Raw genomic sequence first — 17,349 nt, 5'->3', positions numbered from 1 at the left:
TGTAAGGTACGCCTACCTGGCGGGCCAGCAGGATGTGCTCACGGGTTTGCGGCATGGGGCCGTCGGTGGCGGCAACTACCAGGATCGCGCCGTCCATCTGGGCAGCACCGGTGATCATGTTTTTCACATAGTCGGCGTGGCCGGGGCAGTCAACGTGAGCGTAGTGACGGGTTTCGGTGTCGTACTCAACGTGGGAAGCGGCGATGGTGATACCACGGGCCTTTTCTTCCGGAGCGTTGTCGATCTGATCAAATGCGCGGGCGGCACCACCGAACTGCTTGGCCAGGACGTTGGTAATGGCAGCGGTCAGAGTCGTTTTACCGTGGTCAACGTGGCCGATGGTGCCAACGTTAACGTGCGGTTTCGTACGTTCAAATTTTTCTTTAGACATGCTCGTCCCTCTAACTGGTTGGGTGGTGAGCTATACCACGCGAATCGCAAGTAGGAAGTATATAACAAAAAAGGCTTGAGGGTGCCTGAGTAAAGAAGTGGTGCTGATACCCAGAATCGAACTGGGGACCTCACCCTTACCAAGGGTGCGCTCTACCATCTGAGCTATATCAGCACTGGAGCGGGCAGCGGGAATCGAACCCGCATCATCAGCTTGGAAGGCTGAGGTAATAGCCATTATACGATGCCCGCGGTGGTCTTTACTTGAACGACCTCAAACCGCTTTTTTCAATGCCCGTCGAAGAACGAACACTGGAAACTGGTGGAGGGAGCTGGATTCGAACCAGCGAAGGCGGAGCCGTCAGATTTACAGTCTGATCCCTTTGGCCACTCGGGAACCCCTCCAGATTTTAAATGGTGCCGGCAGAAGGAGTCGAACCCTCGACCTACTGATTACAAGTCAGTTGCTCTACCAACTGAGCTATGCCGGCACACGAGCGGGACGAATTCTATGGCAAGGCCGGCCCCGGATGCAACACCCTTGAGCCAAGTTTTTTACTTCGGCGAACCGAGCGGGCAAAAAAACACCAGTCACATCATGACAAGGAGGCAAACGGATGGGAGCCGGCTCACGTTACACCCCATGGTGGAGCCGCCATTACCTTGTTGAACAGGTTGGCTTTGGTGTATGGTCAGTCGGCGACTCACAGGACACCCTTGATGAAGACAGACACCCATTCCCCCTACCTGGCCTTTTCCCGTCACACCTGGTCGGAGCTGCGCGAGGCCGTGCAATTGCCGCTGAGCGAAGACGAGCTGGCACGTCTGCGCAGCATGAACGATCGGGTTTCCCTGGCCGAGGTAAGGGACATCTACCTGCCCCTGTCCCGCCTGCTCAACCTTTATGTCAAGGCCAAGCAGCGGCGCAGTCGAGTGCTGGATCAGTTTCTCGGCAATGACCCGCATCATGTGCCCTATGTGATCAGCATTGCCGGATCGGTGGCGGTGGGTAAAAGTACCACGGCGCGTATTCTGCAGGCGCTGCTGGAGCGCTGGCCTCAACACCCGCGGGTAACCCTGGTGACCACCGACGGCTTTCTTTACCCCAATGCCGAGCTGGAACGACGGGGCCTGATGAAAAAGAAGGGCTTTCCCCAGTCCTATGACATGCGCCGCCTGGTGCAATTCGTGTCCGACATCAAGTCGGGCAAACAGGACGTGCGGGCACCGGTGTATTCCCACCTCACCTACGACATCGTGCCCGAGCAGGAGGTGGCGGTGGAGCAGGCAGACATCGTCATTATCGAGGGGCTGAACGTGTTGCAGAGCGGCATGGACTATCCCCATGACCCCCATCGCGTGTTCGTGTCGGACTTCGTGGATTTCTCAGTGTACGTGGACGCCGACGAGCGGCTGCTGAAAACCTGGTATGTGGAGCGCTTTCTCAAGCTGCGCTCGGGGGCGTTTTCAAACCCCGACTCCTACTTTCATCACTATGCCCGCCTGAGCGAGGAAGAAGCGGTAGCCACCGCCAGCCGCATCTGGCAGGAAATCAACTACAAGAACCTGAAACAGAACATACTGCCCACTCGGGACCGGGCCGAGCTGATCCTGACCAAGGGCCAGGATCACCAGATAGAACAGATACGCCTGAAAAAATAATACAGGGATTGGGGAATCGGGACTGAGCCGTAGGTTGCCGATGAGCGAAGCGAAGCGAATCGCAACACCAGCGCCGGCAGCTACAATGTTGGAATTCGCTGCGCTCATTCCAACCTACTCGCTCTCTATTCCCCGCCGTTGCCGCGCAGCGATATCTCCCCGCCCAAATAGCGTTTGAGTTCACCGTTTTCCAGCTCCAGCAGCAGTGCTCCCTGCTCGTCGATGCCCCGGGCGGTGCCGTGTATTTCCTGTTCGCCCATCAATACCCGCACCGGTTTGCCGTTGAAATGATCGAGCCGGTTCCAGCGCTCGCGAAAACCGGCGATGCCCTCCTGCTCAAAGCGCACCAGCGCCTGCCGCAGTCCCCTGGCCAGGGCGATCACCAGGGCATTGCGATCGGTGATCTCCCCCAGCTCCACCAGTTCGGCCCAGGGTTGGGTGATCTTGTCCTGCTCCGGGGCCGGTAGCACCAGGTTGAGGCCCATGCCGATCACCAGGTGGCAGGGACCGCCGGCGGTGCCCGACATCTCCACCAGAATGCCCGCCAGCTTGCGACCGTTCAGGTACAGGTCGTTGGGCCATTTCAGCGCCACGCCGCCAAAGCCGGCGCTTTCCAGCGCTTCCACCACGGCAATGCCCACCACCAGGCTGAGACCCATGGCTGCCGCCATGCCCTGCTCCAGCCGCCAGTACATGCTCATCACCAGCTGGCCGCCAAAGGGCGAGATCCAGGTGCGCCCTCGCCGCCCTCGGCCCGAGGTCTGGCATTCCGCCAGGCACAGATCCCCCTTGTTAAGCCGCTCCACCCGTTCCAGCCAGTGCTGGTTGGTGGAGCCGATCACCGGCACCACTTCCACGCGGGCCGGCGCCAGGGCCTGGGTCAACCGTTCGGCATCGAGCAGTTGCAAGGGCACCGCCAGCCGGTAACCCTTGCCGCTGACACTGTAAATATCCAGTCCCAGGCTTTTCAGCGCCTGTACATGCTTGCTCACCGCCGCCCGGCTGACGCTCAGGGCATCGCCCAATTGCTCGCCGGAGTGGAACTGGCCATCGGCCAGGCAACGCAGCAGTTGTTCGCGCAGGGGGGTCAGTTCAGCCATGACAGCGCCTCGTCCAGATGAGTCTCTCCCTCGGGGCCTATCATGCGCACTTCCGGCTCCAGCATCACACCAAACTGCTGGGCCACCCGTTCCCGCACCAGGGCGGCCAGCCGCAGCACGTCCTCGGCACTGGCTCCGCCGCGGTTAACCAGCACCAGGGCCTGCTGCTGGTGTACGGCGGCACCGCCTACACTGGCGCCCTTGAGGCCGGCCTTGTCGATCAGCCAGCCGGCGGCCAGCTTGACCAGCCCGCCTTCTGCCGGGTACACCGGCAGCTCCGGCCAGGCCAGCTGCAGGGCTTCGGCCTGGGCCTGGCTGACCTTGGGATTCTTGAAAAAACTGCCGGCATTGCCGATCTCGGCGGGATCCGGCAGCTTGGCCCGGCGCGTGGCACAGACCTGCTCAAACACTTGCTGCGCCGTAACGCCATCGCCCAGCGCCGCCAGCGGGCCATAACCCAGCACCGGCCGCCAGGCCTTGGGCAGGCGCAGGGTAATGGACAGGATCAGGTGATTTCGGGCCCGATGCTTGAACACGCTGTCGCGGTAGCCAAAGGCACATTCCGCCGCCGACCAGACGCGGGTTTCGCCGCTGTCCCAGTCCAGGCTTTCCACTTGCTCGCAGAAGCGGGACAACTCCACCCCATAGGCGCCGATGTTCTGAATGGGCGCGGCCCCGGCGGTGCCCGGAATCAATGCCAGGTTTTCCAGGCCCGGCATGCCCCGCTCCAGGCAATAACACACCAGCCGGTGCCAATTTTCGCCCCCTTCCACCTTGAGCCGCCAGGCGTCGTCGGTTTCGGTGATCTCTATGCCCGACAGCCGGTTTACCACCACCTGTCCCTTAAAGGGAGTGGTCAGCAGCAGGTTGGAGCCCTCACCCACCACCAGCCGGGGGCCGGCGTGCCGAGCGAGTTCCGCCAGCTGGCTGCGGTGCTGCAGAATCACCACCTCATCGGCCAGCTGCGGCAGGCCGAAGGTGTTATAGGAAAGAAGGGAATGGGCGTCGCTGGGCATGGTGTTGAGTCCTGAAAAAATGCCGGTGCAGTGTACCCCAAGACGCCGGCGGGGTTAACCGGCCACGCAGGAGCGGCGTTATTGCTCAGCAGAAAAAGTGATTTACCGCGCAAGCCGCGGTCATCCTCTTGATTCACACCGGCGTTTCCCCTGAAATCGAAGACCCAATGCACCAGGAGTTAACCCCATGAGTCAAGCCCGCAGTGAACAACTGATCCAACACTACTACAACGCCTTTAACCAGGGCGACATGGACACCTTTCTCGGTCTGCTGACCGACGACGTGGTGCACGACATCAACCAGGGTGAGCGCGAAACCGGTCGCGCCGCCTTTGCCGCCTTTATGGAGCGGATGAACCAGCACTACCGCGAGCAGCTGGTAGACATGGTGATCATGGTCAACGAGGCCGGCGACCGCGCCGCCGCCGAGTTCGTGGTGCTGGGCGAATACCTCAGCACCGACGAGGGCCTGCCTCAGGCAGCCGGTCAGCGCTACCGCCTGCCCGCCGGCGCCTTTTTCGAGATTCGGGACAACAAGGTGGCGCGCATCAGCAATCACTACAACCTGAACGACTGGATTGCCCAGGTCAGCCGGTGAGCCTGCGCCTTCACACCGTTACCGGTCAGGACCTGACGTCCTGGCTGACAGAGCTGGCCGAACTGCGCATTCGCGTGTTTCGGGAGTTTCCCTATCTCTATGACGGCAACCTGGAGTACGAGCAACACTACCTCTCCACCTACACCCGGTGCGAGCACAGCGTTTGTGTGCTGGCGCTGGACGGTGACCTGGTGGTGGGTGCCTCTACCGGCCTGCCCCTGGCCCGGGAAGTGGACGAGTTTAAGGCCCCCTTTGCCGCCGCCGGCCTGAATGCCGAACGCATTTTTTACTGCGCCGAGTCGGTGTTGCTGTCCGACTACCGAGGCCGGGGCCTGTACCGGGCCTTTTTTGACGGACGCGAAGCCCATGCCGGCAAGCTGGGCTTTGATACCGCCGCCTTCTGCGCCGTGGTGCGCCCGGATCATCACCCGCTGAAGCCCGCCGGTTACCGGCCGCTCACCGAGATCTGGGCCCGCTTCGGCTATCACCCCGCCCCCGGCCTGGTGACCCGCTTTGGCTGGAAAGACAGAGATCGGGACGAGGAAACCGACAAACCCATGCAGTTTTACCTGAAATCCCTGGAGGCATCACAGTGACTCAGCCCCTGGTGCTGGCCTGCGCCCAGTATTCCATCGACTTTCTCGGCAACTGGCAGGCCTTTGAGCACAAGCTGGACCGGCTGCTGGCCGACGCCCTGGCGCAAGATGCCAACTTTGTGCTGCTGCCGGAATATTTTTCCATGGAGCTGGCCTCGCTGTTTGACGAAACCGTCTACCGCTCCCTGAGCGCCCAGCTCGACGCCATGCAGAGCCTGCTGCCGGACTTTATCGCTTACTTTTCCGGCCGGGCCAAGCAGCACGACCTGCATATTCTGGCGGGCACCATTCCGGTGCGCCTCGACGATGGCCGCTTTGTCAACCGGGCCCACCTGTTTCGCCCCGACGGCAGCCACGACTGGCAGGACAAGCTGCAGATGACCCGCTTTGAAAAGGAGCAGTGGCACATTGGCGCCGGGGACACCATCAAAGTGCTCGACACCGCCTTTGGCAAGGTGGGCGTGGCGGTGTGCTACGACAGCGAGTTTCCGTTGATCGTACGTCGCCAGGTGGAAGCCGGCGCCCGACTCATCCTGGTGCCCAGCTGTACCGACACCGAAGCGGGATTTAACCGGGTACGCATCGGCAGCCAGGCCCGGGCGCTGGAAAACCAGTGTTTCGTGGCCCAGTCACCCACCATAGGTGAAGCGCCCTGGTCGGAAGCGGTGGATGTGAACACCGGCCGCGCCGCCATTTACACCCCGGTGGACTACGGCTATCCCGACGACGGCATTCTGGTGCAGGGTGAACTCAACCGGCCCGGCTGGGTGGTGGCGGAGCTGGATCTGGATGCGCTGGAAACCGTCCGCGCGCAGGGGCAGGTCTTTAACCATGAAGACTGGAACGGCCAGCACCGCTTCTAAGCGCTCAGATTTAGCAGCACCGCCAAGGGCAATCCAAGGAGGTCAAAGGGAGCCATTTCAAGACCGATCAAATGCCATGGCCGAAAAGTTGCTCCTGCATTTTCGGCATTTCCGCCATCCCTGGCGGTCAGATGCAGTTGCCGAGCGTCCAGGGGCGGTTTGCCCGCCGTGATGAAGTAAATTGCCTGGCAGAAATTGAATATGTTCGCAGCTGGCTTTTTAGTGAGTGGCCTTGAATGAAGCGTGTCGTGAAACGGTCCCTTTAGCCGACGGGCATGCACGGCCTGGCAGGCGACACCTGTACATTACTGAGCGGCACTTTCCGCTAGAAAGGCCTGGATTTCGTCGGCGGCCACGGCGAAGTTGAAGTTGCCCCAGGCAGACACGCCCTTGGTAGTAATGCCCACCAGATTGCCGCCTTCATCAAACAGGCCGCCCCCGGACGAGCCGTAGCTGATGGGGGCCGTGGTCTGAATAATACGCACGCCGTTTTCGCTGCGCCGGGCGGAGACAATGCCTTCGGTCAGGGTTTTGTCGAGCCCGGCCGGAGCGCCGATGGCAAACACCTTTTCCCCCACCTGCAGCCGCTCCACCGAACGTGCACGGCTGGTGTAATCGAGCCGGCCGCCGTCTTGCAGGGTCAGCAGTGCCAGATCCCGCACCGGATCCGTATACAGCACCCGCCATACCAGAATGTCGGCTTCACGTACCGGCTGGCCATCCTGCCGGGCCAGGGTCACCGGCACACCGCCGGCGGCCACCTGATGGTAACTGGTTACCGCCCGGTAGGGATCTATGGCCACCGCCGAGCCCAGGCTCAGGGGCTCCAGCCCCGCCCCCAGCTGTTCATAGACCACCACCTTGTATACCGCCGCGCCCCGCTCATCATAGAGGGCGGCGGCCGTTTGGGCCTGACCCGTATTCGACACCAGTTGTAGCCGCGGCGGTGTCAGCAGCGCCTGCTCGCGCACGCAGTCGTCATCCCCCAACCGGGCACAGGCGGCAAAGTGCCGCGCGGCCCGATCACGATCCCTGACCGTGGGATCGTGACCGCCGGCATAAATTTCTCCCAGCAGCCGATGCCCCCGAGCCTGCCAGCGGGCATCCTCGCTGTCGCTCAGCCGCTCCAGCCAGCGAATGGCTTCGGTGGTATTTGGCGCCGTGCCCCGGCCTTGCAGATACAGCTGCGCCAGCCGGTAGCGGGCCTCGGGCTGATCGGCACTGGCGGCGGCCTGCCGGTAATGGGTAAAGGCGGCGGCATCATCACCTGCCAGCCGAGCGGCATAGCCGGCCTGCTGTTGCTCACCGGCACTCATGCCACAACCGGCCAGCAACAACGCGAATAACGGAAAAAACAGGCGGGATTTCATGCAAGCTTTCCGCTGAAGGGAGAAAGCCTAAGCATAGCTCACTCAGGCCTTGGCCCGGCGTCGGCCCTTAATCGCGGCCCTGCGCGGACGCGGCGGCTTGCCGCCCTGCAGGCCGCGAAAGGATTCGGGCCGCAGGCTGTCGATCAGTGCCGGCAGCTGGCCCTGCAGTTCCTCCATAAACTGGCGGTAGCCCGCCTGCTTGCGGCTAATGGCATCAAGCACCGCTTCCCAGCGGGCCGTCATATCGGGGGTGGTGGCAGACTCGGGCAGGCTGTCTATCAGCCGGCTGCCCGCTTCGGTGGCATGGATCTGCCGGCCTCGACGCTCGAGAAAACCCCGGCTGAACAGCAACTCGATAATGCCCGCCCGCGTGGCCTCGGTGCCCAGGCCGTCGGTGTCACGCAGGATCTTTTTCAGCCCGGCGTCGGTCACATAGCGGGCGATATGGGTCATGGCCGAGAGCAGGGTGGCATCGGTAAAAGGCCGAGGGGCCTGCGTCTGTTTTTCCTGCAACTCGCCGCGCAGGCAGTGCACCTTGTCGCCCGCCTTTAACGCCGGCAGGTGCGACTGCAACTCATCGTCGTCCTGTTGTTCCTCCCTGCCCTGGGCAAACAACGCCTTCCAGCCCGCCACTCGCTGCTGCCGGGCCTTGGCCAGAAAGCGGCCGCCGGCGACCTCCACCTCCACCTTCTTTTCATCCAGCTCCTGGTGCGGGTAGAACTGGGCGGTGTACTGACGGGCCACCAGCTCGTAGATGCGGCGCTCGTCTTCCGACAGCCGGCTACCATCGGTTTTGCGAGTGGTGGGAATAATGGCGTGATGGGCTTCCACCTTGCCGTCGTTCCAGGCCCGGCCCCGTATGCCGGTGTCGGCCTGGGCCGTGGCCGACGCCAGTGCCGGGCAGACGGCGGCAATGGCCGCGAGTACCGAGGGTCCCTGGGCGAAGTGCTCGGCGGGCAGGTAGCGGTTGTCGGAGCGGGGATAGGTGATGAGCTTGTGCCGCTCGTACAGGCCCTGACACAGGTCCAGCACCCGCTTGGCGCTGAGGCCAAAGCGGCGGGCGGCATCAATCTGCAGCGCCGATAGGTTGTAGGGCAGCGGCGGCGCGATGCGCTGGCGCTTGCTGTCGGCGGCCAGCACTCGGCCGGGTTGGTCGGTAATGCGGCGAATGACGTTTTCCGCCAGGGCTCGGGACAGCACTCGACCCTCTTCGTCCTGCCAGGGCTGGCAGGCCTCACTGGGTTGCCACTTGGCACGAAACTGCTCGTCGCCCTCGGTGTGCAGCAGCGCCTGCACCTCATAAAAGGGCTTGGGCTGAAAGTCGGCGATGTCCCGGTCTCTGCGCACGACCAGCCCCAGCACCGGGGTCTGTACCCGCCCCACCGAGAGCACGCCGTTGTAGCCCATGCTGCGACCGGCCAGGGTGCAAAGCCGGGTCATGTTGATGCCGTACAACCAGTCGGCCCGGGAGCGGGCCAGGGCGGAGACCGACAGCGGCACGAAATCGGTGTTGGGTTTGAGTGCGGCCAGGGATTTTTTTACCGCCGCCGGATTGAGATCGCTGATAAGGCAGCGCTGCACCCCTTCCCGCTTGGCGGCGGAGACCTTGCAGTAGCTGATCACCTCATCCACCAGCAACTGGCCTTCCCGGTCCGGGTCGCCGGCATGCACTATGGCGTCGGCCTCCTTGAGCAACTTTTTGACCACCGCCAGCTGCTTTTTGGTTTTGGGCTTGGGCACCAGCTTCCAGTCGTCGGGAATAATCGGCAGGTGCTCACGCCGCCACTGCTTGAAAGCGGGATCATAGGCGTCGGGCTCGGCCTGCTCCAACAGGTGGCCGATACACCAAGTCACCACATCGCCGTTGGCCAGGCGAATAAAGCCGTCGCCCTTTTGCTGGGGCTTTGGCAACACCTCGGCCATGGCCCGGGCCAGGCTGGGTTTTTCAGCGATATAAAGAATCATGAGGATCGTCGGCTGGCAAAGTGATGGGCGGACAGAGCGAGTACTCCACCGACACGCTGCAAGCACTTCCCTGTGGCGATCGGCACCAGCCCTCCTTTGAGCATTTTCATCGCTCGAAAAAGAACAGCATCAGGCTCAGTAATCCTCGTTAAGCAGAAAATCGTCCATGGCTTCCACCAGATAGGGCCAGTCGACTTCGGGCACCGGCGTGACCGGGTCTTCGTCACCTTCGCCGTATTCGTCCCAGTAGTGGGCTCGCAGGGCCAGGGCGAAGTCGGAGTAGTCCTCGGCCAGAGCCGCGAGCGGACCAAACCAGACGATGCGGGTTAGACCGGTGGTAAGATCGTTGAGATATTCGGTGAGCACCTGGGGATCGGGAAACTGCTCCATCAGCAGTTCAAAGCGCTCCCGGGCGGCAATATGCTGATCCGGATCCAGCTCACCCAGCTCGGCCACGTGTTGCAGGTAGTCGGTGAGGATGAATTCCCTGGCCTGGTCTTCACCGGCCAGCCACTGGCAGCGGGTTTCCTTGCGGCTGATGATGGACAGCGCGATTCCCTCATCGAGAAAACACAGGGCCCACAGTTGATCGTCCATCGGTTACTCCATGGCGGCTGAACATAAACAGCCGCCAGTGTAGCGGAAAACCTGATAACACCAAAAACCGAAGCGGCTTCACCGCCGCAACCTGAACAGCCGACCCGTTCAGACGGTAGCCGAAAACCCGATAGCACCAAAAACCGAAGCGGCTTCACCGCCGCAACCTGAACAGCCGACCCATTCAGACGGTAGCGGAAAACCTGATAACACCAAAAACCGAAGCGGCATCACCGCCGCAGCCTGACCAGCCGATCCGTTCAGACGGTAGCCGAAAACCCGATAGCACCAAAAACCGAAGCGGCATCACCGCCGCAGCCGAGCCAGTTTGTCCCGACGCAGCGACAAGAGAAACAACGCGGCCAGCAGGTAGACAAGGGGCTCAATCCAGCCCGACTTCACCGACCACCAGAAGTGCACACACACCACCAGAACCGCCGGGTAAATCCAGTTATGCAGTTTTTGCCAGCGTCGCCCCAGGCGGCGCTGCCATCCTTGGGTGGAGGTGATGGCCAGCAGCAGTAACACCAGCCATGACGCCATGCCAAGGGTAATAAAGCCCCGCTTGACAATTTCTTCGCCAATCAGGCCCCAGGCCAGTTGCAGATCCAGCAGCACCCAGGCCAGCAGGTGCAGGCTGGCATAGGCAAAACACCAGAGTCCCACCGCCCGGCGCAGTCGCACCAGGGGCCCGAGTCGCAAGCGTTTGGCCAGGGGGGAAATACACAGGGTCAGCAGCAACAGACGCAATGCCCAGATGCCGAGATAGTGCAGCAACTCGGGCACGGGGTCGGCGCTGAAGTGACCGGCGGCAAAGCCCCAGGGCAGCCACAGCAGCGGCAGCACGGCCAGCCCGTGCACCAGCCACCGCAGCCGGCTCAGGCGGGGCGCGTCGAGCCGCATCAGTAAAACTTCCTCAGATCCATGCCGGCGTAGAGCGAGGCCACCTCTTCCTCGTAACCGTTGAACATCAGCGTGGGCTGGCGCTGGCTGCCGAACAGGCCGCCCTCGCCAATCACCCGTTCGCTGGCCTGACTCCAGCGCGGGTGATCCACATTGGGGTTGACGTTGGCGTAGAAGCCGTACTCGTAAGAGGCCAGCAGGTTCCAGGTGCAGGGGGGCTGATGCTCGGTCAGGCTGATGCGCACAATGGACTTGATGCCCTTGAAGCCGTATTTCCAGGGCACCACCAGCCGCACCGGGGCGCCGTTCTGGTTGGGCAGGGTCTTGCCGTACATGCCCACCGTCAGCAGGCTGAGCGGGTTCATGGCCTCGTCGATACGCAACCCTTCCACATAGGGATAATCGATGCCGCCCCCCACATAACGGGACGCCTGGCCGCGCATCTGCTCCGGATCATAGAGGGTTTCAAAGGCCACATATTTGGCCCTGGAGGTGGGGCCGGCGGCCTTGATGATGCTGGCCAGAGGCACTCCCATCCAGGGAATGACCATGGACCAGGCTTCCACGCAGCGATGGCGGTAGATGCGCTCTTCCAGCCGTTGCTTTTCCAGCCAGGCCCAGACGTCTATGGTCTGCGGCTTGTCCACTTCACCGTCTATCGCTATGGTCCAGGGCCGGGTTTTCAGCCCCTGGGCGTAGCGCACCGGATCCGACTTGTCGGTACCGAACTCATAGAAGTTGTTGTAGCTGGTGGCCACCTTTTCGGCGGTGGGGGTCAGCGCCGGCTGGTAGGCCTCGGGGCGCTCAAAGTTCAGCGGCGTTTGCCCGCCCCCGGCCACGACCTCTGGCTCCTGGTTCCCCAGCAGCCGGTCCAGCACGCTGGCGCCAGCGGGCAGGCTGAGGGCCGCCGCGCCCAGTCCCAGCCCCTGAATGATGCGGCGACGCTGTAGGTAAATATGTTCCGGGGTAACCTGATGCTCTGCGAGTGCCGACTTTTTACGAATCTTGATGTGCATGAAATCTCCTGAAACCGGGTTTTTTCATACTGTTAGAGCATCACTACGACCAAAATCTTTCATCAATCTTCCTTACGTTTGAAAACGCTGGCCTCGATGCCATGGCGACTGAGCAACTTGTAAAAGTCGGAACGGTTGCGCCCGGCCAGGGCCGCGGCCTGAGTGACATTGCCGTCGGTCATGCGCAGCACCTTGTTGAGATACATGCGTTCAAATTCGGCCCTGGCCTCGTTAAAGGTGGGAAACTGCTCGCCGCTGCCGGTAAGCAGGCTCTCGATCAGCTGTACGCCGATCACCGGCGCCGAGGCCATGGCCACCGCCTGCTCCACCAGGTTGAGCAACTGGCGCACATTACCCGGCCAGGCCGCCGCCGCCAGCAGCGCCAACGCCTCGGGGGCAAAGCCGGTTACCTGAGTAGCCTGGCGCTGGCGAATCTGCTCCAGAAAGTGCCGGGCCAGCAGGGGAATATCTTCGGGCCGCTCCTTCAATGCCGGCAGCGCCAGGTTGACCACGTTGAGCCGATAGAACAGGTCTTCCCGAAAGCGCCCCTGCTCCATGGCCGCCACCAGATCCCGGCTCGACGCCGACAGCACCCGCACGTCGGTCTTGATGTTGCGGGTGCCTCCTCGAGGGCGTACCTCCTGCTGCTCCAGGGCCCGCAGCAGCCGGCTTTGCAGCCGGGCCGGCAACTCTTCCACCTCGTCCAGCAACAGGGTGCCGCCGGCGGCGGTCAGCAACACACCGGCATAGTCGGCATCGGCCCCGTCAAAGGCACCGCGTACATGACCAAACAGCTCCGACTCCAGCAGCGGCTCGGGCAGGGAGCCACAGTTGAGCGCCACAAAGGGATGATCCCGGCGCGGGCTGGCCTGATGCAGCACCCGCGCCATCAGCTCCTTGCCGGCACCGGCGGGGCCGGTGATCAGCACGCTGATGTCGAGGGGGGCGATGCGCCTGGCCTGCTCCAGCACCCCGGTCATGGCCGGACTGCGGGTCAGCATGTCGTGCTGCCAGTCGTCCTCAAAGGCCGGCAGCGACACCGCCAGGGCCTCGTGAATGGTTCGGCGCAGAGCTTCCTTGTCGATGGGCTTGGTAAGAAAACCGAACACGCCGGAGCGGGTGGCAGACACCGCATCGGTAATGGAGCCGTGGGCGGTCATGATCACCACCGGCAGGCCGACGTGCTGGCGCTGAATGCGATCAAACAGCGCCAGACCGTCCATGCCGTCCATACGCAGGTCGCTCAGCACCAGATCGGGGCGCTCCCGCTCCAGCCATTCCAGCGCCTCGGCGCCGGAAGTGGCGGTGGCCACCTCGAACCCTTCGCTTTTCAGCCGCAGCCCGAGCAGCTTCAGCAGGCTGGCGTCGTCGTCCACCAGCAGTATTCTGGCCTTGCGCTTCATTGTCCGTTTTCCTGGTAGCGACGCTCGTTAATCTGCTCGTCGATGGTGGCCAGCTCGTGCAGCTTGCGGGTCAGGGTATTGATCTGCTGCTGCCGGTCGGTCACCACGCGATTAAAGGTGATCAATTCCTGATTGTAGGCCTGGTGCAGGGCGAAAAACTGCTGCAAGTGAGTATTGACGCCGGGCAAAGCCTGACTGAACAGCTGCTGGGCCTGCTGCCGCTGGGCCAGGTTGGCTTTGGGATGGCTCAGCCACAGGGCCAGCACCAGATCATTGGGGACTTGGCCCTGCTGCAGCCGGGCCAGCTCCTGCTGGCGCTCGGCCTCGCCGCTTTGCATGATGCGGTGCGACAGCTGCAGCCACTCCACCAGCTCGGTGTTGTCGGCGGCCGCGGCGGAGGTCGGCAGGTGGAAGTCGTCGAAAGGAAACGACATTTGCGAGCTGCAGCCGCCCAGCAGCAGCGCCATCAGGCCACAGGCCCAGAGTTTATTCATGGTGATGTCCTTCATTGCCGAGCTCGGGCAGCCCCAGTTCAAAGCAGACCCAGCCCGGTTGTGTTGAATCCAGGGTCAGCCGGCCGCCCATGCTGGCCGCCGCTTCCCGCGCGATGCTCAGGCCGATGCCCGAGCCCTTGAGCACGCCCTTGCGCTCCTGGCTGCCCTGTACGAAAGGTTCAAAAATACGCTCCCGGTCGGCGGTTGGAATGGGGCCGCCGGTGTTGGCCACCCGCAGCACATATTCCCCCTCGCCGGCGCCGGCACGAATGGCGATTTCGCCGCCGGCGTCGCCATAATTGACGGCGTTGGAGATCAGGTTGTCGAGCACCAGCCGCAGCCGGTGATTGTCGGCCAGGGGGTCGCTGTCATCCAGCGTCAGGCTGACGCGAATGCCCTTGTTTTCCAGGGCCAGGCGGTGGGCGCCCAGGCTTTCCTCCAGCAGCGGCTTGAGCGCCACCGGCTGGCGGTATACCTGAACCTGCTGAATACGGTTGTAGTCGAGCAGTTGCTCAATCAGGCCCTGCAGCCGGTAGCTGTTGTCCACCAGCAGCCCGCAGATTTCCTGCTGCTCGGCGGTGAGCGGGCCGGCCACCTTCTCCGCCAGCAGATCCGCCCCTTCCCGCAGGCTCGCCAGCGGGGTTTTCAGCTCGTGGGACAGGTGCCGCAAAAACTGCAGCTTCTGGGCTTCCAGCTCCCGCAGGCGGTGGTGCAGCCAGCTCAGCCGCTCGCCCAGCGCCACCAGCTCGGCAGGGCCGCTGATCGGCCGCTCGTCGGGCTCAACGCCGTCTCCCAGGCTCAGAATGCGTCGCTCCAGCTGGCGGACCGGGCGAATGATCAGGTAGGTAAACAGCAGCGCCAGCACCAGACTGGCCCCGCCTAGGGCGCCGCTTAACAGCCACATGCGCTGGCGCACCTGCACCACCTGCTCCCGCACTCGGGCCACGCGCACGTCGATCTGCTCCCGCGCCAGCCGGTCCAGCGCCACGTTAGCCTGGTTAAATTCGTCAAAAATCGCCACCCGCTGACGTATCTCGGCGCCGCCGGCCTGGGCCAGATCCACCAGCTCCACCAGTTGGCGGCGCAACGAGGCATCGAGTTCACCCGCATCCACCACGTTCAGCAGGGGTTCCATTTCCATGCGATAGCGCTCCAGCAGCCGCAGGTACTGCAACCGCAGCTCGGGTACCTCCAGCACCGCATAGCGGCGAATGGTGCGTTCCATGTCGAGGGCCAGATCGTTCATGTCCGAGGCTCGGCGGGTGTCGATCACCGCACTCTGCATGCCATCTTCCGCCAGTCGGTTCACCCGCTCCAGGCTGCGGCTGTTCTGAATGACCAGCAGGATCAGCGGCAGCAGCACCAGCATAAAGGCGATCAGCACCAGTCGTAACAATGAGCGGGGGGCAAAGCCGCGGGCCGCTTTTGACATGAACTTTTTGCTCCTCAAGGGAATAACCGGAAGGAGGCAGAATAACAAAAATGCGGGCAAAGGCGGATCGGGAATGTCACCGGCTCGGTTCACCCCGGCGAGCTATGCTGAAAACAGGATCGGGCACTCAACTATCAATCACAACGGCAAGGCCGATTGGCCCGCTGACCAAAGGCCTGCCACACTCGGTCTATGAACAGTGTTCAAGGAGAATGGCCATGGCAATAGTAAGTGAAATCATGCGGCACAGCCTGCCGATGCTGACCCAGAGCATGTCGATTTCGGAAGCGCTGGATCGCATGCTGGAATCGGGCCTGAGCGGTCTGCCGGTGGTGGACAGCCAGCGCCAGATTATCGGGTTCCTGTCGGAGCAGGACTGCATTCCCAAGCTGATCAACGCCAGCTATCACTGCGACAACCGCATTCTGGTATCGGACGTCATGCGCCGGGATCCGCTCACCGTCACCCCCGACACCGACGTGTTTGAACTGGCGCGCACCATGGGCGGCCCCAAGCCCAAGTTGTATCCGGTGGTGGAAGGCAAAAAGGTCATCGGCATGGTCACCCGCCACCAGGTGATGAGCTTTCTTAATAACCAGCTCAAGACCTGCCTGGCGACCTACTAGTTCTGTGGGCCACTCCCGCCGGGGAACATCCTTCCCGCGAGGGCGGGCCGACAGCCCTTTTCAGCTCTGCATGGCGTAGCACTTCGCGGACAATGCACCCAGCCGGGCACGGCAGCAAAGCCGAAGGGCGTCAGGGATAATTTATGGCGTGTCGTCAGGCAGTGCCCTTTGGCCGGCCGGCGACACGCCTTGTCAGCAGGCATTTCACCTATGCAAAAGGGGCGCCGAGGCGCCCCTTTACTGTTTTTGTTTCGGCTTACAGCAGGCCGTCTACGGTTTCGCTCAGCTCGGCAGGCCATACGCCGCACTGCACCTGACCGATATGGTCGAGCTGCAGCAGCAGCATGGCGAGACGGGACTGGCCGATGCCGCCACCTATGGTCTGGGGCAGCTCGCCCGCCAGCAGGGCCTGATGCCATTCCTGCCCGGCGCGGTCTTCGTGACCGGTCAGGGCCAGCTGGCGACGCAGGGCGTCCTGATCCACGCGAATGCCCATGGAGGAAATCTCAAAGGCGTCTTCCAGCACCGGGTTCCATACCAGAATGTCGCCGTTCAGGCCGGCCAGGCCGTCCTTGCCTTCGCTGGACCAGTCGTCGTAGTCCGGGGCACGCATGTCGTGAATGTCACCATGGCTCAGTTTGCCGCCGATGCCCACCAGGAACACGGCACCCAGCTCCTTGGCAATGGCGCGCTCACGGCCCTTGGCATCGAGCTCCGGATAACGGGCCAGCAGCTCTTCGGCGTGCAGAATCTCGATGCTTTCCGGCAGGAAGGGGGTAAAGCCAAACTCGGCGGCCGCGGCCTGCTCGGTGCGCTTGATGGCGCCGTAGATGCGCGCCACGGTCTGAGCCAGAAAACCGGCGTGGCGGTCTTCGGTGCTCATCACCTGCTCCCAGTCCCACTGATCCACATACACGGAGTGAATCGGGCTCAGGCGATCTTCATCCGGACGCAGCGCCTTCATGTGGGTGTAGATGCCCTCGCCCGGCTCAAAGCCGAAGCGACCAAGAGTGTGACGCTTCCACTTCGCCAGGGAGTGCACCACTTCGTAGGACTCGCCGGGAATGGCCTTGACCTGCACCTGTACCGCCTTTTCGGAGCCGGACAGGTTGTCCTGCATGCCGTCGCCCAGACGGCTGAGAATGGGGGCCTGAACTTCCAGCAGATTGAGCTGCTGCGCCAGCTGACCGGAGAAATACTCCTTCACGAATCGAATTTGGCGTTGGCGTTCTACATAGGCTTTTTTCATCTCGTCCACCTGGGCTTGCTGATTGGTTTTGCAGAATAATCACGGAAACGGGCATCGAATTCAACAACT

Annotated in this window: 17 protein-coding genes and 4 tRNA genes; 5 read left to right on the top strand and 16 right to left on the bottom strand. The window is 62.5% G+C overall.

Annotation, left to right across the window (positions count from 1 at the left end; all coding sequences use genetic code 11):
- From B6S08_RS17645 to B6S08_RS17625, 5 genes are all read right to left on the bottom strand, one after another.
- Nucleotides 1-391 (bottom strand): GTP-binding protein (locus B6S08_RS17645; protein WP_211284266.1); only part of this gene is annotated, 391 nt, incomplete at its 3' end.
- Nucleotides 392-489: 98 nt separating this feature from the next.
- Nucleotides 490-565: transfer RNA gene (locus tag B6S08_RS17640), tRNA-Thr, on the bottom strand.
- Nucleotides 566-567: 2 nt separating this feature from the next.
- Nucleotides 568-642: transfer RNA gene (locus tag B6S08_RS17635), tRNA-Gly, on the bottom strand.
- Between the two features lie 68 nt (nt 643-710).
- A tRNA-Tyr gene (locus B6S08_RS17630) sits at nt 711-795 on the bottom strand.
- Between the two features lie 10 nt (nt 796-805).
- Nucleotides 806-881, bottom strand: a tRNA-Thr gene (locus tag B6S08_RS17625).
- A 229-nt stretch (nt 882-1,110) separates the two neighbouring features.
- Here B6S08_RS17625 and coaA point away from each other — a divergent pair.
- Nucleotides 1,111-2,052 carry a type I pantothenate kinase gene (gene coaA, locus B6S08_RS17620; RefSeq protein ID WP_094202121.1) on the top strand — a complete coding sequence of 314 codons (942 nt, stop codon included), beginning with the start codon at nt 1,111-1,113 and terminating at the stop codon, nt 2,050-2,052.
- Nucleotides 2,053-2,177: 125 nt separating this feature from the next.
- On the opposite strand, the gene birA is transcribed toward coaA, so the two are convergent.
- The gene (gene birA / locus B6S08_RS17615) at nt 2,178-3,152 is read right to left on the bottom strand and encodes a bifunctional biotin--[acetyl-CoA-carboxylase] ligase/biotin operon repressor BirA (RefSeq protein ID WP_094202120.1); all 975 of its coding nucleotides are present in this window, start codon (nt 3,150-3,152) and stop codon (nt 2,178-2,180) included.
- A complete protein-coding gene (gene murB / locus B6S08_RS17610) occupies nt 3,140-4,168 on the bottom strand; it encodes a UDP-N-acetylmuramate dehydrogenase (protein WP_094202119.1) in 1,029 nt (342 codons plus the stop codon). The genes birA and murB overlap by 13 nt, the downstream gene beginning before the upstream one ends.
- Nucleotides 4,169-4,355: 187 nt before the next feature.
- On the opposite strand from murB, the gene B6S08_RS17605 reads away from it, so the two are divergent.
- The 3 genes from B6S08_RS17605 to B6S08_RS17595 are packed head-to-tail and all read left to right on the top strand — an operon-like array spanning nt 4,356 to nt 6,225.
- Nucleotides 4,356-4,766: a ketosteroid isomerase-related protein gene (locus B6S08_RS17605; protein WP_094202118.1), complete on the top strand. Its 411-nt coding sequence runs from the start codon at nt 4,356-4,358 to the stop codon at nt 4,764-4,766.
- Nucleotides 4,763-5,362, top strand: coding sequence for a GNAT family N-acetyltransferase (locus B6S08_RS17600; RefSeq protein WP_094202117.1), 600 nt, complete (start codon nt 4,763-4,765; stop codon nt 5,360-5,362). The genes B6S08_RS17605 and B6S08_RS17600 overlap by 4 nt, the downstream gene beginning before the upstream one ends.
- Nucleotides 5,359-6,225, top strand: a complete 867-nt coding sequence (locus tag B6S08_RS17595) for a carbon-nitrogen hydrolase family protein (RefSeq protein ID WP_094202116.1) — start codon at nt 5,359-5,361, stop codon at nt 6,223-6,225. The genes B6S08_RS17600 and B6S08_RS17595 overlap by 4 nt, the downstream gene beginning before the upstream one ends.
- Nucleotides 6,226-6,530: 305 nt before the next feature.
- On the opposite strand, the gene B6S08_RS18715 is transcribed toward B6S08_RS17595, so the two are convergent.
- The 8 genes from B6S08_RS18715 to B6S08_RS17555 all read right to left on the bottom strand — a co-directional run bounded on the left by B6S08_RS18715 (nt 6,531) and on the right by B6S08_RS17555 (nt 15,405).
- A complete protein-coding gene (locus tag B6S08_RS18715) occupies nt 6,531-7,595 on the bottom strand; it encodes a trypsin-like peptidase domain-containing protein (protein ID WP_094202115.1) in 1,065 nt (354 codons plus the stop codon).
- Between the two features lie 42 nt (nt 7,596-7,637).
- A complete protein-coding gene (locus B6S08_RS17585; protein WP_094202114.1) occupies nt 7,638-9,560 on the bottom strand; it encodes a DNA topoisomerase III in 1,923 nt (640 codons plus the stop codon).
- Nucleotides 9,561-9,695: 135 nt separating this feature from the next.
- A complete protein-coding gene (locus tag B6S08_RS17580; protein WP_094202113.1) occupies nt 9,696-10,157 on the bottom strand; it encodes a hypothetical protein in 462 nt (153 codons plus the stop codon).
- A gap of 306 nt (nt 10,158-10,463) precedes the next feature.
- Entirely contained in the window at nt 10,464-11,060 is a 597-nt protein-coding gene (locus B6S08_RS17575; protein ID WP_094202112.1) for a protein-methionine-sulfoxide reductase heme-binding subunit MsrQ, read from the bottom strand.
- Nucleotides 11,060-12,076, bottom strand: a complete 1,017-nt coding sequence (gene msrP, locus B6S08_RS17570; protein WP_094202111.1) for a protein-methionine-sulfoxide reductase catalytic subunit MsrP — start codon at nt 12,074-12,076, stop codon at nt 11,060-11,062. The genes B6S08_RS17575 and msrP overlap by 1 nt, the downstream gene beginning before the upstream one ends.
- 62 nt (nt 12,077-12,138) lie before the next feature.
- Nucleotides 12,139-13,479, bottom strand: coding sequence for a sigma 54-interacting transcriptional regulator (locus B6S08_RS17565; RefSeq protein ID WP_094202110.1), 1,341 nt, complete (start codon nt 13,477-13,479; stop codon nt 12,139-12,141).
- On the bottom strand, nt 13,476-13,973 hold the full coding sequence (locus tag B6S08_RS17560) for a hypothetical protein (protein WP_094202109.1): 498 nt from the start codon (nt 13,971-13,973) through the stop codon (nt 13,476-13,478). The genes B6S08_RS17565 and B6S08_RS17560 overlap by 4 nt, the downstream gene beginning before the upstream one ends.
- The gene (locus tag B6S08_RS17555) at nt 13,966-15,405 is read right to left on the bottom strand and encodes a sensor histidine kinase (protein ID WP_094202108.1); all 1,440 of its coding nucleotides are present in this window, start codon (nt 15,403-15,405) and stop codon (nt 13,966-13,968) included. The genes B6S08_RS17560 and B6S08_RS17555 overlap by 8 nt, the downstream gene beginning before the upstream one ends.
- A 218-nt stretch (nt 15,406-15,623) precedes the next feature.
- Here B6S08_RS17555 and B6S08_RS17550 point away from each other — a divergent pair, with 218 nt between their 5' ends.
- On the top strand, nt 15,624-16,031 hold the full coding sequence (locus tag B6S08_RS17550; protein ID WP_094202107.1) for a CBS domain-containing protein: 408 nt from the start codon (nt 15,624-15,626) through the stop codon (nt 16,029-16,031).
- A gap of 256 nt (nt 16,032-16,287) precedes the next feature.
- Here B6S08_RS17550 and asnA read toward each other — a convergent pair whose 3' ends face one another.
- Nucleotides 16,288-17,280 carry an aspartate--ammonia ligase gene (asnA, locus tag B6S08_RS17545; RefSeq protein WP_094202106.1) on the bottom strand — a complete coding sequence of 331 codons (993 nt, stop codon included), beginning with the start codon at nt 17,278-17,280 and terminating at the stop codon, nt 16,288-16,290.
- Between the last annotated feature and the right edge of the window lie 69 nt (nt 17,281-17,349).

The sequence above is a fragment of the Oceanimonas doudoroffii genome (assembly GCF_002242685.1).
Taxonomy (GTDB): Bacteria; Pseudomonadota; Gammaproteobacteria; order Enterobacterales; family Aeromonadaceae; genus Oceanimonas; species Oceanimonas doudoroffii.
This window is presented reverse-complemented; position numbering and strand designations above follow the sequence as displayed.

What these genes read in the sequence shown, in the direction of transcription:
- asnA (WP_094202106.1), bottom strand. Translation starts at nt 17,280, where the DNA reads ATGAAAAAAGCCTATGTAGAACGCCAACGCCAAATTCGATTCGTGAAG.
- B6S08_RS17550 (WP_094202107.1), top strand. Translation starts at nt 15,624, where the DNA reads ATGGCAATAGTAAGTGAAATCATGCGGCACAGCCTGCCGATGCTGACC.
- B6S08_RS17555 (WP_094202108.1), bottom strand. Translation starts at nt 15,405, where the DNA reads ATGTCAAAAGCGGCCCGCGGCTTTGCCCCCCGCTCATTGTTACGACTG.
- murB (WP_094202119.1), bottom strand. Translation starts at nt 4,168, where the DNA reads ATGCCCAGCGACGCCCATTCCCTTCTTTCCTATAACACCTTCGGCCTG.
- B6S08_RS17605 (WP_094202118.1), top strand. Translation starts at nt 4,356, where the DNA reads ATGAGTCAAGCCCGCAGTGAACAACTGATCCAACACTACTACAACGCC.
- B6S08_RS17575 (WP_094202112.1), bottom strand. Translation starts at nt 11,060, where the DNA reads ATGCGGCTCGACGCGCCCCGCCTGAGCCGGCTGCGGTGGCTGGTGCAC.
- B6S08_RS17585 (WP_094202114.1), bottom strand. Translation starts at nt 9,560, where the DNA reads ATGATTCTTTATATCGCTGAAAAACCCAGCCTGGCCCGGGCCATGGCC.
- B6S08_RS18715 (WP_094202115.1), bottom strand. Translation starts at nt 7,595, where the DNA reads ATGAAATCCCGCCTGTTTTTTCCGTTATTCGCGTTGTTGCTGGCCGGT.
- birA (WP_094202120.1), bottom strand. Translation starts at nt 3,152, where the DNA reads ATGGCTGAACTGACCCCCCTGCGCGAACAACTGCTGCGTTGCCTGGCC.
- B6S08_RS17565 (WP_094202110.1), bottom strand. Translation starts at nt 13,479, where the DNA reads ATGAAGCGCAAGGCCAGAATACTGCTGGTGGACGACGACGCCAGCCTG.
- B6S08_RS17560 (WP_094202109.1), bottom strand. Translation starts at nt 13,973, where the DNA reads ATGAATAAACTCTGGGCCTGTGGCCTGATGGCGCTGCTGCTGGGCGGC.
- B6S08_RS17580 (WP_094202113.1), bottom strand. Translation starts at nt 10,157, where the DNA reads ATGGACGATCAACTGTGGGCCCTGTGTTTTCTCGATGAGGGAATCGCG.
- coaA (WP_094202121.1), top strand. Translation starts at nt 1,111, where the DNA reads ATGAAGACAGACACCCATTCCCCCTACCTGGCCTTTTCCCGTCACACC.
- msrP (WP_094202111.1), bottom strand. Translation starts at nt 12,076, where the DNA reads ATGCACATCAAGATTCGTAAAAAGTCGGCACTCGCAGAGCATCAGGTT.